We start from the raw sequence: 15,087 nt of genomic DNA, 5'->3' as shown, positions 1-15,087 counted from the left end.
AACACGCTGTCAGCCTCGCGGCTTGATCGGCTCACAATTCTCCTGGTCTCCGACCCATGGCTCGCGGAAAGGGCTGGAGTTTTCCGTTCCTCGGAGCTGCACGAAGGGTCTCGTTTTCCAGGCTGAGCACGTTGATAACGCGGGCGAAGCCGTGAACATCGGCTTCGAGTTCCTTGATCCTGGCTACTGCTTCTTGGAGTTGGCGCGTGGTTTCATCAAGTTTCTCTCGGAGTTTTCGTTCGGAGTCTGGGATGTGCCCGCGGGCGCGGACGTTGGCGTAGAACTCGTCTTTGAGATCGGTGTGCCGGTGGGTCAGGACGTGACGTTTGACCTGGGCCTCTGCGGCGAGGGAGACGATGGTCAGCGCTCCGTCGGAATGCAGCGGGATTCCGGCCAAGAGCCGCTCCGCCGCAGCCCGTATGGCTGCCCGTTCGGCTTCTGGACTCCGTTTCAGGTCGTCCGCCTCTCGATGGTGATCCGCTCTGCACGGTGTTGGGCAGCCAACTGCTGCAGCCTTTGTGCTCTGGCTTGAATTCGGTCAGCGATCGGAGGCGGAAGCATCCCGGAGCTGACCTGTTCCAGCAGAGTGCTGCTGGCGGCTTCCATCTGGTCCGCGTGGGCGTCAGTTCGGGCGATGTTCGCACAAGCGCTTTGGCAACGGTCGAGGCTGGGCGCGTCGGAGGCAGACCGTCCGACCTCGCAGAGTGCCTTTGAGCGGTCCCAGTTGCAGAACAGATAGGCTTGTTTGTTCTCGAATACGTTCAGCGTGGGGTCGGAGAGCAGCGCTTTGGCTTGCCGGGCGGTGGTGACGGTTCCGCCGAAGCGCTGGTGTTCGACTGCCGCAGCGGTGATCAGCCGGCGGGCTGCGGGTCCAGAAATGCCTTGGCCGTCCTGGAGTGTTTCATGGACGTCGGATAGGTGTTCTGCGACCACGTGTGCGGTCTCGAAGTCCAGCAGTTGATGGATACCGTCTCGAGAGCGGGAGGCGTAGCCCGAGCTGACGATGGTGCGCATGTGCCCGTATTGGATGGCCAGTGCTACCAGTCCGCCGGGGCGGCGTGCGATGTGCCAGGCCAGGGTCCGACGGAACCTGATGGGGGCCAGTCTCTCCCCGTCTGCTCTTTCGATCGTCTCGTCGACGCGGCCGTGTTCGTTGGCGTAGCGGTTGACCCATTGGACGAAGTACTCGATCCGGTTAGCCATCGTGGAGCTCGACAGAGATCGGCCCCCTCGCTGGTCAGGCTGTCGGATGTCGTGGGCCAGAGCGTCGAAGAGCAGTCCGGGGCCTGTTATCCGTTCTAGGAGTCGGATCGCGGTGACGACTTGTGGGATTGCTATCCATCCGGTCTCCCGTACGACTCCGGCCGAGAGGTGGTTGCCGTGCTCGTCGCGGGCGTTCTTGAAGTCTCGGCCGCGAATCACAAATCGTTTCGCGCCGTCGTCTGGTCCTTCGGGATCGGGGCAGCATCCGTGCTCCAGCCCCAGTACCTCACCGATCCTCATTCCGGTCAGGTAGCAGATGATGATGAAGCAGCAGGTGACTAGGTGTCGCTTGAGTGTCGCTGCCTGTTGGAAGGTGATGCCTGGGTGCCATGGTTTGCCGTCCAGTAGACCGGTGACTGGGGTGCCCAGTAGACACGGCCCTGGGTTAGCGGCTGCGTACTTGCGCCAGCGCGGCTGAGCCAAGATCGAAAGTGCCCTGCTGCGTGACGTTCCAGTCAGCCCTGCGACGAACGTCGAAACTCCGCTGCCGTCGAGCGGCTGGTAGAGCCCCGTCGCCGGGAGGGGATGGCCTTGGGATACGAGCTCCCCCAGATATTTGGTCAGGGCGGCCGAAGATTGATGGGAGGGAGATTGGGCGTCGGCGGCGTCGGCGACCTTAACCAGCCGACCCCGTTCAGCGTCAGCGGCCAGGATGTCGAGGGCGAACACTTCCACAAATCGCATCGCCCAGATCAGCAGTGCGCCCATTGTCTCGGGCGTGATCGGCTCGGTAGTGTTCTCACCAAGTGGCGAAGCGGCGGGCAGGTAGTCATCCATTCCCTCGTCTACCCATGGCGGTTCCACCAGCCGATGCTGCGGCGGCATGTACCTGCTGGAGTAAGCATGCAGACGTGACAATCCGATCAGCAATGACGTGACTGTCGTGCGTGCGAGCCCGAGTTCTTTGACCACGTGCCGGTTGTAGTCCAGCAGGTCTTCGACGGTCACTTCCCCGAGCGTCACGATGCCACGACCATCGAGCCACCACGCGAACCTCCGCCAATCGTTCACGGTCCGGAACTGCCGGGAGGCACTGAGCCTGCTACGGAACGCCGCACCGTGCCGTGCTTGGAAGAGATGGTCGATCGGGAAGCGAACCAGAAACCAGGAAGCTTGCCGGAACTGTTCGCGGAGCGAATCGGGGAACCGGGCCCAGCGCATCACGTCGCCGGTGGATGAGGGGTTATGGGAGATGACGTGAAACGGCCAGGCCGGATCACCGTATCTGGGGGCGAATATTCTCGCCTGCTCACGGACCTCAGCCGGGCTGAAAACGAGCTCGTCGGCACTCGGCAGGAAGAACGCAACCGTGTCCGGCGGCACATCATGTATCGGGTTCATTCGTCAAATCCCCTGTTCAGTAGGGCGTCGATCGTCTCGCGTTCGCGCGCAGTGCATTGGGCCAGGGCATCGTCCCACTCGATATCGGTGAATTCAGGCCGACCGCGCAGTTCCAGCAGCCTCTGGTAGTGGGCGCGCCAATCCGCGTCCCAGATAGCCGCGGGCAGCACTGATGCCAGCCCCGACAGAACGTGGAGCAGATAAGCCAGCCTCGGCAGATGGGATGGGGTGACCACGGCGTTCGGGCAGGCAGTGCAGAGCAAGAACGATGCACGGCATGGCACTCCGGCCCCCGTGAACGGACTGGCAGCATAGTTGGTGCAGCCTGCCGTGACGGTCTCGACCACGTTGCTTGCCGCGCCGTCTCCTGTGGTGCCTGCCGGAGGCTCGACATCGTTTCTGCTGATCCTTGCCGCGAAAGCGGTATGGGCGATCTGTACCGCTTCATTGATCCCCTCAGCGATCACTGCAGCGGCATCTGCGGCGGTGCGCGGGTCTGGCAGCACGTAGACGCTGTCGTGCACGTCCTGGCTGTGTTGGATCGGCACCCGTTTGCCAACCGTTACCGTCTTGCGTAGCCGTCGGGCGCTGAGCCCGTCGATCTGCAACTCTTCCCGCCATGACAGCGTGGCTTGTTGCCGGAAGCCGGCGCGGAAGAGCCCATGGCGGTTGTGCGTGCCGAGCCGCCAGAGGATCAGGTCGTTTCGAGGTGTCCCGAGAGCTGCCAGCGTGGCGCGGGCCGGGGCGGTGGCCTCGATCGCTTGAGTGATGAGCCGACCCGGTGAGTTGGCGCCGAAGTCGGTCAGATTCCGGGTCTCGTAACGGTGTGGGTTGTTCCGCCGCCGTTTCTGCAGCTCCATCCGGTAGATGACATGTCCGTCCTCGCCGGTATCGGGCGCGGCTTCCGGCATCTGGAGTTCCGCTACCGTCGTCACGTTCCAGCCGTAGGTGGCGACCATCAGCACAACGAGCGCTGCGGCTTCTTCACTGTCCAGAAACAACCGTTTCCAAGTCGACTCAGCGTTCGCCCCGCCCAGCGCTGCCCCTTGGCCGGACCGGGGACGGATCCGCCCGCTCCTGCCCCGGTAGACTTCCAATCCGCCTGTAAGAGCCAGACAGTTCAGCGCTTCTCCGATGCGCTCTTGCTCACTGCTCTTGGTCAGCACTCCTGCTTGCCATTGTTCCAACAGTCGCTGATTGTCGCGGATGCGGAGCAGCGCCGATCGGAATTTTTTCCCTGCCAACGTCTTAATCCGTTCGAACTCCTCGCTGGTATATGCCTTCTCCTCGGCTCTGCGGACGCTCACCCGTTTGACCATCAGTTCCCGAGTCTCGGCCGGGAGCCGGGGATGATCTCGTAGTAGCGCCTGAATCTTGCTGACCGCTCGTCTTCCGCCTTCGTTAGATGGCCTGCTCAGCCGCCAGGCACTCCAGATCGCAGCTCTGATGTCCTCTATGTCGTTGACCGGCTCGGACCGATCGGCCAAGAACCGGCTGAATTGCACCACAAAGATCCATATCTCCCGGCTGGTGACCAGCTGCCGCCAGATACCGTCCGGCCCTACCCGGCCAGCAAACAGCTCCGCCAACGTGCGGCGCAGCGGTTCAGGAATCGGCAGCTCGCCGAAGTCGTAGTCCCGTGCACGGGTGCCGCTCTCCTCCACGTGCCGCACCACCAGCGAGCCCGGCGGCAGCGGCTGCGCTCGGCGGTGGTCGTAGTCGGGCAACGTCGCAGCAGATCCCCGTCTCATGGCGCCTCCTCAGCTGCGGTCACAGCGAAATCATCGGTATCCATCACTTGCTCCGACATGCGTGCGATCGCCGCCAGCAAGTCGGTGGTATCCGGACCGGACTCATCCAGGAGCAGCGATCGCACCTGGAGGTCAGCGACCGGCGCAAGGTAGATGTTGCGCGTTGTCTCCTCGCTTTGGTGGCCCAGCAGGTCCTTGACCATCCGCCACACATCGCCGTAGAGCAGCCGGAAGTCGCGGCGCTCCTTCGGAGTCAAGCCGAATCTCCGGTCGTGTACGTGCTGGAGCGCCACCAGCATGTGCAGGGCAAAGGAATGCCTGGCCATATGGGGTGTGAAGAACGGCGGGGAGGCGACCTTGCCAGCGAGGACCTTCTGGCACCGCTGCGACGCCGCCCGGTAGACCGCCTCCCACGAATGCGGGAGAAACGGCATCCCGGACTCCGACAGCCACAACCACAGCGGCTCCAAGCCCCCCGGCCCCTCAACGAACAGCAATGCCCTCTCCGAGACGTCCAAACTTGTCAGCGGCCGCCGAACCGACCTGCCTGCAGCATCACGCCAGTGCAGCATCGAACCCTGGCGCCCGGTCTGCCTCGTCACCACCAGGATCCCGTCCAACTGCTCATAGCGCCTCTTTGCCTGTGCTCGACGAATCACCGCCCGCCGGGTGGTCAGGCAATAGGATTCCACTGCCGCCAGCGCCTCCGCCGAGATATAAAAAGTCCGTTCCCGTCGGCTCTTGGTCACCTCCCGGCCGAGCCGACCAGCGTAGAATCGGCGATTCTCACCTGCCCGCTCAGGAACCTCGATCGTCAGCAATGATCCGCCTTCGGTGCGCCGTACTCCTGAGGAAAACAGCAGATCAGAATAGGCGGCGTTCCGGTCATCGTTGCGGCCATACCAGTGCTGATCGCGACGGCCGTCCGCGTCATAGCCCCGCAACCCGACGTCGCGCCAAAGCCGATACGCCCTAGGCGTCAACCACTTGACGTTGCTAGAACGGACGTCCTTCGCTCGGGCCGCCGGCACCCGGATCACCTCGCCATGACGGCCGATGACCTCTCGCTCGGTCACAGGGCTGACAGCCACATAACGCTGCCGTACTGCCCATGCATAAAGATGCCTCAGCGCAGCCAGTTCCCGGTTCCACTTCGCCCCACCGATGCGCCTCGGGTTACGCGGAGACCACCGACGCCAATCTTCGAAGTCAAGCAGATCCTCCGACTCCGCCTGCCACCAATCCTTGTCACGGGCCCACAGGAAGTTGAAGAACAGACAACAGTCCTTTGTGTAATTCCGCTTGGTCTCACTCGACAGGTGCGCAAAAGATGATCTGGTGAAATAACGCGTCAGACGCGCATCCACCCGGTAATCCGGATCTGTCAGGAACGGATCCCCTGGGTCGACCCGACTAGCCTGCTCCCGCTCCTCAAGATCCGCCCAACTCTCCAACAGCAGGTGACCACCCACAGTCGCCACCGCCCCCGCCACCCAGTGGACACGCCATGCTGAACCCAACATGCTCCCCCTCTTCGCAACAGCCTCTTGGGCAACACGAAGATTTAATAGGGAAGTAGCTGCAGGCGATCAGGCGCCAGTCGCGGGGAGGCCAGGCGGGGGCGGTCAGGCGGAGGCCGAGGGCGGCGACGGCCAGACCCGCGAGAGCCGCGGCGATGAGCCTGCGGGGGGCTCGGTGGCGGACGGCCGCCACCAGGGCCGTGGTGAGGACCACCAGGAGGAGCGCGCCCAGGAGGCCCTGCTGCCAGGGGACAGAGCCGTAGGGGACGGCGGCGAAGGCTCGGGCCACCGAGATGACCCAGCCCGCCGCCCAGCCCGCGGGGCGGACCGTCAAAGTCGCCAGACCGGGGAAGAAGGGGGCCACGGCGGCCGTCAGGAAACCGCAGACCGTCGCGACGGCGATGGCTGGGGCCGCCAGCACGTTCGCGGGGACGGCGACCAGGCTGACCGTGCCCGACAGCAGCACCAGGACCGGGCCGACGGCGGCCTGCGCCGCCAGGGGGATGGCGATCGCCTCGGCCGACCTCCGGGACAGCCCGGCGCCGGACAGCCGGTCCCGCCAGCGCGGGGCGAGCACCAGCAGCCCGGAAGTGGCCAGCACCGACAGGGCGAATCCGTAGGAGCGGGCGAGCCCCGGGTCGCCCAGCACCAGCACGACGACCGCCGCGGCCAGAGCGGGCACGCCCTGCCGTTCGCGGCCGAGGCACACGGCCGTCAGCCCGATCAGGCCCATGACGGTCGCCCGCAGCACGCTCGGTTCCGTTCCCACGACGAGCACGAAGCCCAGCACCACGGCTCCGGCGAGTACCGCCCCCAGCAGGTTGCCCAGACCCGCGCGGCGTGCCGCCCACAGCACCACCAGCACCAGGATCGAGAAGTTCGCCCCGCTGACGACCAGGCAGTGCACCAGGCCCGACCGCTTGAACTCCTCCTTCAGCTCCGCGCCGATGCCCGCCGTGTCCCCCAGCACCATGGCGGGCACGACTCCGCGCGCCCCCGGCTCCAGCCCTCGGACCGCCTCCCGCATCGCGTCCCGCACCGCGGCGGCCGCCCGCAGGGCCGTTCCCGCCTCCCCCACCACCTGGGGCCCGCCCCGGGCCAGCACCACCGCTCCCAGCAGCTCCCCCCGGTCGGGAACCGCCAGTCGTCCCCGCGTCCGCACCCGCTGCCCGCTCTCGACCTCCCGCCACCCCTCCTGCCTCGCCAGCACCACCACCGGCGTCCGCACCCGCATCCCGTCTCCCAGCCCGACCCAGACCGCCCTTCCCTCCACGATCACCACTCCCTTGTCACTCACCCTCCCCTCCCCCTTCACCACGACCTCCACGGTCGTGTTCACCCCCCGCTCCGCCGCCTCCCGCACCGCTCCTCCCCGCACCGACTCCACCCGCAGCCCCGTCCCCACAGCCGAAGCCGCCCCCAGCACCAGCACCACCCCCGCCAGCCCCCGCGCCGCCCGGAACCCCGACGGCCTCCTCACCCCCTCGTCCCGGCGAAGAGGCACACGAGACGCCCCTCCTTCACCAGCACCGCAGGAACACCCCCGAGACGCGTCCTTCGCGTCACCGCCACAGGAACACCCACGAGACGCAGCCCCTACGCAACCGCTGCAGGAACAGGTGAAGAGCTCCCCTTTCCTGTCGGTGCCGCAGGAACGGGCAGGAGATGCACCTCTTGTGCCACCGCTCGGGTGGAGGGGAAGACGGCCCCCGGAGTCGGACCGCTGTTCCCGACGGATTCCCCGGCCCCCGGAAAGCGCGAGGAGTCGATCGTTCTCAGAGGTGCGGTGGAGCGGTTTCCCTCCCAGGCGGCGGAAGGGGGCGGCCAGAAGGAGGAACCCGGGGAGGGCGCAGAGAGCGGCCGTCAGGTAGGCGAGGGCCGGCGGGGCGGAGAGCAGGAGGAAGGCGGCGGACCAGACGGACAGGGCGGGGGCCACCAGGCGAAGGTCGGCGGAGTGCCCCGCAGGCGGATCGGGCGTGGCAGACGGGGAAGAGGCCGCCGGAGGCGGGATGGGGCCGGTCCGGGGACGAGCGAGGGCGGTCTCGGGCGTGCCGGGCTCAGGCGTGCCGGGCTCAGGCGTGCCGGGCTCAGGCGGGGTCGCGGAATCAGGGTCGGGTGACATGGACTTTGTCCTTCAGGTCGGCGAAGCGGCGTTCGCCTATGCCGTTGACGTCCTGGAGCTGATCGACCGTGCGGAAGAGGCCGTTCTCGGTGCGGTGGTCGAGGATGCGCTGGGCCAGGACGGGGCCCACGCCGGGGAGTTCCTGGAGCTGTTCCAGGGTCGCGGTGTTGAGGTCCAGGGGTGTGCCCGGGCCGCCGGGGCCGGCCGGGGCGGCGGGCCCCGCCACGGGGACGGGAGGGTCCGGGGCGTCGGACCCCACGATGATCTGTTCGCCGTCGGTGAGCCTGCGGGCCAGGTTGACGGTGCCGACCTTGCCGTTCCTGCGCAGGCCGCCCGCGGCTTTCAGCGCGTCGGTCACCCGGGAGCCGGGCGGGAGGGTCACCACTCCCGGGGTGCGGACGTCGCCGGTGATGTGGACTACCAGCGGGTCCCCGGTGAGCGCCGTGGTGGGAGCCGCCACGGGCTGTGCTTGGAGATCCGCGGCGGACCGACTCTGGAGCTCGGCGGAGGGCGGGAGCGGGGAGTCCGGTCCGCCGGCGAACGGGGGGACCGGTTCGGGTTCGGGGCGGCTCGTCCACAGCAGGACGCCTGCCGCGAGGGCGGCGATCAGGCCGACGACGGCCAGCGCCCGGGCGCCGGTGATGCCCGGGTCCCAGCGTTCCAGGGCCGTGCCGAACCCTCCCGCACCCCGAAAGGAGTAGCGCGGTTTCGGCGGGACCGCGGAGACCGGCCCCGGCCGGGGTTCGTCATCGGCCCACATCGCCCGTCCCGAGGAGGGTTCCGAGGAATCGCCCTGCTCCGTCCAGTCGTCAGAACGCCGGCCGTCGTACGTGGACGCGGGCTCGTGCGCCCCCTGCCAGAGGCGTTCATCCGGACGGGACCGCCGCTCGCCCTTGGGCGGCTGCGGACCCGCTCGTAAAAAGGCGGCGGGCGGCGCGTCCGGCTCCTCACCGAACATGCCGGACTCGGAGAACCGCTGGCTCTGTGCGACCGGGCGTCTGCTCATACCCCGACGCTAGACACCCTCCGCACATGAGAAGTCACCGAACGACGTTCTGTGGATTGTTCAGCGCACGTCCAGCCACGGCCAGTGCGCCGCCAGGCCCACGTTCTTCCGTGGATCGTTCAGCGCGCGTCAGCACGCGTCCAGCCACGGGCAGTACGCCGCCAGGCCCACGTTCTTCCGTGGATCGTTCAGCGCGCGTCAGCACGCGTCCAGCCACGGGCAGTACGCCGCCAGGCCCACGTTCTTCCGTGGATCGTTCAGAGGGGACTGATGGCCACGCCGAGGGTGCCTGGGCCGACGTGCGCGCCGATGACGGGGCCGACTTCGGTGACGTGGAGGGTGCGGAGGCGGGGGACGCGGTCGCGCAGGCGGTTGGCGAGGGCTTCGGCGCGGGAGGAGGCCGCGACGTGCTGGACGGCTATGTCGACCTCGGAGTCCCCGGCTCGGGCCAGGACCAGTTCTTCCATCCGGGCCAGGGCGCGGGAGGAGGTGCGCACCTTCTCCAGAGGCGCGATGCGGCCCTCGGCCAGGTGCAGGAGCGGCTTGACCCGCAGCGCGGTGCCCAGGAATCCGGCGGCGGCGCCGATGCGGCCGCCTCGGCGCAGGTACTCCAGGGTGTCGACGTAGAAGAGCGTGCTGCTCTTCTCGGCGCGGCGGCGGGTGACGTCCTCGACCTCGTCCAGGGAGGCTCCTTCCGCGGCGGCCCGGGCTCCGGAGAGCGCGGCGAAGCCGAGGGCCATGCCTATGGTGCGGCTGTCGACGACGCGGACGGGGACCGACGCCTCCTCCGCCGCGAGGTGGGCGCATTCCAGGCTGCCGGACATCGTGCCCGACAGGTGGACGGACACGATGGCGGAGGCCCCGGTTCCGGCCGCGGCCTTATAGGCCTGGGCGAAACGCTCCGGGGAGGGCCGGGAGGTCGACACCGGCCGCCATTCGCGCATCGCTTCGGCCAGATCGTCCGTGGTGACGAAACCGTCCTCGTAGGAGGCCCCCCCGATGATGATCTGAAGCGGGACCACCTCCAGGTCGTGCCGTGTGATCGACTCGGGAGGCAGATGAGCGGAGGAATCCGTGACTATCGCAACACCCATGTCCGCACCGTACCCAGATAGCGTTAACCCCTCGTCACGTCAACGTGACTGTGGCGCTGCCGATTCCAGGTCTCCGCAATATGCCCGAATCACGGCACCGCGCCCGCACGGACGGCAGGACACCGCACCGAAACCGGGCTTGTGACGTAGAGGTAATGAAAGACCAACCCTAAACGGGACGGCCACCCCTCCGAACGCGGAGGACCGGACGGGTGGTCAGGCCTGGACGGGGGTGCCGCCGCGCCAGACGCGCAGGGCGCGGAGGCCGTAGGCCCAGGCGAAGGCGCCTTCGTGGTCGGCGTCCCACAGGACGATGTCGGCGTACATGCCGCGGGAGAGGGTGCCGCGGTCGGAGACGCGCAGGGCGGCGGCGCCGCCGATGGTGGCGGCGCGCAGGGCCTCGGTGACGCTCATCCCGAACATCGCGACGGCCAGGCCCACGACCAGCGGCATCGAGGTGATGCCGCACTCGCCGGGGTTGTGGTCGGTGCCGAGCGCGACGGTGACGCCGCGGTCGAGCATGGCGCGCACCGGGGCCTTGCGGCCGGTGCGCAGGGCGCTGCCGGGGCAGACGGTGGCGGTGACGCCGGCGTGCGCGAGCGCCTTGATGTCCTCTTCGGAGGCCTCGGTGAGCAGGTCGGCGGAGGCGCAGCCGATCTCGGCGGCGACCTGGGCGGCGCCGCTGCGGTCGGACGTGCAGGCGTGGATGCGGGGCTTCAGCCCGACCTGCTTGCCGGTGTAGAGCATGACGCGGGCCTCGTCGGCGGTGAAGTGCCCTTCGTCGCAGTAGACGTCGACGCTGTCGGCTCCGGCCGCGGCGGCGTCGGCGGTCCACTGGCGGACGGCCTCCACGTAGTCGCGGCGGCGGCCGAAGTACTCGGGCGGCAGCACGTTGGCGGCCAGGAGGGTGGCGTGGATGCGCGGCATGGCCGGCTCGTTCTCCAGGGAGCGCAGCATGCGGATGTCGGCGAGCTCGCCGTCCCTGGTGAGGTGGAAGCCGGTCTTGGCCTCGACGGTGGTGGTGCCCGACAGCACCCAGGCGCGCAGCCTCTCGCGCACGCTGTTGCACAGCGTCCACGGGTCGGTGCCCCGGGTGACGGTGACGGTGGAGCCGATGCCGCCGCCCGCCGAGGCGATCTCCTGGCTGCTGGCGCCGCTGGTGCGCATGGCCAGTTCGGCCCAGCGGTTCCCGGCGTAGACGGGATGGGAGTGCGCGTCGATGAGTCCGGGGGTGACGAGCCCGCCGCCGAGGTTCTCCACGTGGTCGACGTCGACGATGTCGTCGATGACGCCGGGAACGCTGGAGGGGAGGTCGGAAGCCTGTCCGGCCCACACGATGCGATCCTTGTGGATGAGGATCGCGGCGTTGCTGCAGACATCGGTGCCGGTCCACAGGCGTCCGATGTTCGTCAGCAGGCGAACCGTCATAGTTGTGTCACCGAACCGTCGGCTGGGAGGGATCGACCGGACGTCAAGAGCCACCTGCTCTCGTTCGTGCCGTCCGACTGGATGCCGGGTGGCGGGTACCGACCGGTGCTCGGCTGAGCACCGGGAGCGACGAGACCGGAGATATCGGTTTCGTCACGGTAGTGCACGTCAGGCCCGCCATACAACCTCTTGACAGCAAACGTGGCACGGTCCGGGAAAGTTCCTCACGACCTTAGAGCGAACGGGCCCCTGACGGGGCCCGAACGCGCTATCTGTAGCCCTTCGGTGACCTGTCCGGGGTCACCCGGCGCGGGTCAGGGCGCCGACGGCGCCACCTCGAAGCCCTCGAGTTCGACGGCGAGATCCAGGGGCACCCGGGCGACGAGTTCCGTCCCCTCCTCGCGGTGCTCGGTCTTGAGGATCTCGCCCTCGGCGTGGACCCGGGCGGCCAGCGCCGCCTGGGCGTAGGGCACCAGCACGTGCACCCTGCGGTCGAACTGCGGCAGCTCGGCCTCGACCAGCTCCATCAGCTCGCCGACGCCCGCGCCGGTCCGCGCGGACACCACCACGCTGCGCGGGTAGGCGCGGCGCAGCCGGGAGACGGTCATCGGGTCGGCCGCGTCCGCCTTGTTGATCACGATGAGCTCGGGGATCGACGCGGCGTCCACCTCCGAGAGCACCTCGCGGACCGCGGCGATCTGCGCCTCGGGCTCGGGGTCGGAGCCGTCCACCACGTGCAGGATCAGGTCCGCCTCGGCGACCTCCTCCAGGGAGGAGCGGAACGCCTCGACGAGCTGGTGCGGCAGGTGCCGGACGAACCCCACGGTGTCGGTCAGCGTGAACAGCCTGCCCGACGGGGTGGCGGCCTTGCGCACGGTCGGGTCCAGGGTGGCGAACAGCGCGTTCTCCACCAGCACCCCCGCCCCGGTCAGCCGGTTGAGGAGCGAGGACTTGCCCGCGTTGGTGTAGCCGGCGATCGCCACCGACGGCACCCCGCGGGCCCGGCGCGAGGCACGCTTGGTCACCCGGGACTTGGACATCTCGGCGATCTCGCGCCGCAGTTTGGCCATCCGGGTGCGGATGCGCCGCCGGTCCAGCTCGATCTTGGTCTCACCGGGGCCGCGGCCTCCGATGCCGACGCCGCCGGCCGCCCGGCCGCCGACCTGGCGGGACAGGTTGCCGCCCCAGCCTCGCAGGCGGGGCAGCAGGTACTCCAGCTGGGCGAGCTCGACCTGGGCCTTGCCCTCGCGGGACTTGGCGTGCTGGGCGAAGATGTCGAGGATCAGCGCGGTGCGGTCGATGACCTTGACCTTGGTGATCTCCTCCAGGGTGCGCAGCTGCGAGGGCGCGAGCTCGCCGTCGGCGATCACGGTGTCGGCGCCGGTGGCCAGCACCACGTCCGCCAGCTCCTCGGCCTTGCCCGAACCGATGTAGGTGGCCGGGTCGGCCTTGGCGCGCCGCTGCATCAGTCCCTCGAGCACCTCCGAGCCGGCGGTCTCGGCCAGCAGGGCCAGTTCGCGCATCGAGTTCTCCGCGTGCTCGAGCGTGCCCTCCGTCCAGACGCCGACCAGGACCACCCGTTCCAGCCGCAGTGCGCGGTACTCGACCTCGGTGACGTCCCGGAGCTCCGTGGACAGGCCGCCCACCCGCCGCAGGGCGTGCCTGTCGGCGAGATCGAACTCCCCCGTGGTCTCGTGATCTTCGAACGGGCGAGAATTGAACTCAGTCATGTTCCTCCTGGCTGTACCAACACCGGGCGACGGCGGGTTCTTCCATGTCCAGCCTGCCATGACGCCCCGGTCGAGTTCATCTGGGTTTCCTTCGGATTTCCACACCCCCGCTTTGAAGGACCCCCTCCCCGGAAGCTAGGCTTTTCATTACTCAGAAGTATCTTTTCACCTGACGAAATCGGCAGACGCGAAGAAAGGTCCCGATCATGGGCGTTGAGGTCACCGGACCCACCAACGAGCGATTCGACGAGATCCTCACCCCCGAGGCCCTGCAGTTCGTCGGCGCTCTGCAGCGCGAGTTCGGCGAGCGCCGCCTGGAGCTGCTGGCCAAGCGCGCCGAGCGGCAGGAGGCGCTGAACCGGGGCGGCACCCTGGACTTCCTTCCCGAGACCGCCGGGGTCCGCTCCGACGACACCTGGCGGGTGGCCGAGCCCGCCCCCGGCCTGGAGGACCGCCGGGTCGAGATCACCGGCCCCACCGACCGGAAGATGACGATCAACGCCCTCAACTCGGGCGCCAAGGTGTGGCTGGCCGACTTCGAGGACGCCAACACCCCGCTGTGGAACAACATGATCGAGGGCCAGCTCAGCCTGCGGAACGCCCTCGACCGCACGATCGACTTCACCGACGAGAAGTCCGGCAAGAGCTACTCCCTCAAGCCCGACGCCGAGCTCGCCACCATCGTCGTCCGCCCGCGCGGCTGGCACATGGAGGAGAAGCACGTCACCGTCGACGGCAAGGTGATGTCCGGCTCGCTGTTCGACTTCGGCCTGTACATGTTCCACAGCGCCCGCCGCCAGCTCGACAAGGGCAAGGGCCCGTACTTCTACTTGCCGAAGATGGAGTCGCACCTCGAGGCCCGCCTCTGGAACGACGCCTTCAACCTCGCCGAGGACGAGCTGGAGCTGCCGCGCGGCACCATCCGCGCCACCGTCCTGATCGAGACGATCCCGGCCGCGTTCGAGATGGAGGAGATCCTCTACGAGCTGCGCGACCACTCCGCGGGCCTGAACGCCGGCCGCTGGGACTACCTGTTCTCGGTCATCAAGAAGTTCCGCTCCCGCGGCGCGGAGTTCGTCCTGCCCGAGCGCAACGCGATCACGATGACCGCCCCGTTCATGCGCGCCTACACCGAGCTGCTGGTGCGCACCTGCCACAAGCGCGGCGCGCACGCGATCGGCGGCATGGCCGCGTTCATCCCGTCCCGCAAGGACGAGGAGATCAACCGGGTCGCGCTCGAGAAGGTCCGCGCGGACAAGACCCGCGAGGCCGGTGACGGTTTCGACGGCTCCTGGGTCGCCCACCCCGACCTGGTCCCGGTCTGCCGCGAGGTCTTCGACTCCGTCCTGGGCGACAAGCCGAACCAGCGCGACCGCCTGCGCGAGGAGGTCCGGGTCTCGGCCTCCGACCTGCTGGCCGTCGACAAGACCCCCGGTGAGATCACCGAGGCGGGCCTGCGCAACAACATCGACGTCGCGCTGCGCTACCTGGCGGCGTGGCTGAACGGCTCGGGCGCGGTGGCGATCCACAACCTGATGGAGGACGCGGCGACCGCCGAGATCTCCCGCTCTCAGGTCTGGCAGTGGATCTACAACGGGATCAAGCTCCCCGACGGCACCCTCATCACCAAGGACCTGGTCAGCGGGCTGCTCGACGAGGAACTGGCCAAGATCCAGGAGGAGCTGGGCGAGGCCTACAATTCCGACCAGTACAACGAGGCGGTGGCGCTCTTCAAGCAGGTCACCCTCGCCGACGAGTACAGCGAGTTCCTCACCACCCCGGCCTACGTCCGCTTCCCCTGAGGCGAGAACGCGAGGACGGGAAGGCGAAGG

At 68.1% G+C, this 15,087-nt stretch carries 10 protein-coding genes; 1 reads left to right on the top strand and 9 read right to left on the bottom strand.

Going from position 1 to position 15,087, the window contains the following annotated elements:
• Nucleotides 1–31: 31 nt before the first annotated feature.
• The 9 genes from ABD327_RS27465 to hflX form a co-directional block, all read right to left on the bottom strand.
• Complete coding sequence (locus ABD327_RS27465; protein ID WP_344454312.1) at nt 32–397, bottom strand: hypothetical protein; 366 nt, start codon at nt 395–397, stop codon at nt 32–34.
• 53 nt (nt 398–450) lie between these two features.
• Nucleotides 451–2,604, bottom strand: a complete 2,154-nt coding sequence (locus ABD327_RS27460) for a hypothetical protein (protein ID WP_344454310.1) — start codon at nt 2,602–2,604, stop codon at nt 451–453.
• Nucleotides 2,601–4,331, bottom strand: coding sequence for a hypothetical protein (locus ABD327_RS27455; RefSeq protein WP_344454308.1), 1,731 nt, complete (start codon nt 4,329–4,331; stop codon nt 2,601–2,603). Before ABD327_RS27455 ends, ABD327_RS27460 begins: the two co-directional genes overlap by 4 nt.
• Before the next feature lie 20 nt (nt 4,332–4,351).
• Nucleotides 4,352–5,836 carry a site-specific integrase gene (locus ABD327_RS27450; protein ID WP_344454306.1) on the bottom strand — a complete coding sequence of 495 codons (1,485 nt, stop codon included), beginning with the start codon at nt 5,834–5,836 and terminating at the stop codon, nt 4,352–4,354.
• Nucleotides 5,787–7,379 carry a ComEC/Rec2 family competence protein gene (locus ABD327_RS27445; RefSeq protein ID WP_344454304.1) on the bottom strand — a complete coding sequence of 531 codons (1,593 nt, stop codon included), beginning with the start codon at nt 7,377–7,379 and terminating at the stop codon, nt 5,787–5,789. The genes ABD327_RS27450 and ABD327_RS27445 overlap by 50 nt, the downstream gene beginning before the upstream one ends.
• A gap of 601 nt (nt 7,380–7,980) precedes the next feature.
• On the bottom strand, nt 7,981–9,003 hold the full coding sequence (locus tag ABD327_RS27440; RefSeq protein WP_344454302.1) for a ComEA family DNA-binding protein: 1,023 nt from the start codon (nt 9,001–9,003) through the stop codon (nt 7,981–7,983).
• 257 nt (nt 9,004–9,260) lie between these two features.
• Nucleotides 9,261–10,097 (bottom strand): DegV family protein, encoded by an 837-nt coding sequence (locus ABD327_RS27435; RefSeq protein ID WP_344454300.1) that lies wholly within the window; start codon nt 10,095–10,097, stop codon nt 9,261–9,263.
• A gap of 216 nt (nt 10,098–10,313) precedes the next feature.
• Entirely contained in the window at nt 10,314–11,525 is a 1,212-nt protein-coding gene (gene hutI / locus ABD327_RS27430) for an imidazolonepropionase (protein WP_344454298.1), read from the bottom strand.
• Between the two features lie 314 nt (nt 11,526–11,839).
• The gene (gene hflX, locus ABD327_RS27425) at nt 11,840–13,255 is read right to left on the bottom strand and encodes a GTPase HflX (RefSeq protein ID WP_344454295.1); all 1,416 of its coding nucleotides are present in this window, start codon (nt 13,253–13,255) and stop codon (nt 11,840–11,842) included.
• Nucleotides 13,256–13,461: 206 nt separating this feature from the next.
• On the opposite strand from hflX, the gene aceB reads away from it, so the two are divergent.
• Nucleotides 13,462–15,057 (top strand): malate synthase A, encoded by a 1,596-nt coding sequence (gene aceB, locus ABD327_RS27420; RefSeq protein WP_344454293.1) that lies wholly within the window; start codon nt 13,462–13,464, stop codon nt 15,055–15,057.
• Nucleotides 15,058–15,087 lie beyond the last annotated feature (30 nt).

The organism is Actinocorallia aurantiaca (genome assembly GCF_039533685.1).
In the GTDB taxonomy this organism is placed as follows: domain Bacteria; phylum Actinomycetota; class Actinomycetes; order Streptosporangiales; family Streptosporangiaceae; genus Actinocorallia; species Actinocorallia aurantiaca.
Note: the sequence above shows the minus strand (reverse complement) of the source record. Positions and strands in the feature narration are given on the sequence as shown.

Bases quoted from the DNA above. Each gene is read 5' to 3' on its own strand.
- aceB (WP_344454293.1), top strand. From the start codon at position 13,462: ATGGGCGTTGAGGTCACCGGACCCACCAACGAGCGATTCGACGAGATC.
- ABD327_RS27435 (WP_344454300.1), bottom strand. From the start codon at position 10,097: ATGGGTGTTGCGATAGTCACGGATTCCTCCGCTCATCTGCCTCCCGAG.
- hflX (WP_344454295.1), bottom strand. From the start codon at position 13,255: ATGACTGAGTTCAATTCTCGCCCGTTCGAAGATCACGAGACCACGGGG.
- ABD327_RS27440 (WP_344454302.1), bottom strand. From the start codon at position 9,003: ATGAGCAGACGCCCGGTCGCACAGAGCCAGCGGTTCTCCGAGTCCGGC.
- hutI (WP_344454298.1), bottom strand. From the start codon at position 11,525: ATGACGGTTCGCCTGCTGACGAACATCGGACGCCTGTGGACCGGCACC.
- ABD327_RS27460 (WP_344454310.1), bottom strand. From the start codon at position 2,604: ATGAACCCGATACATGATGTGCCGCCGGACACGGTTGCGTTCTTCCTG.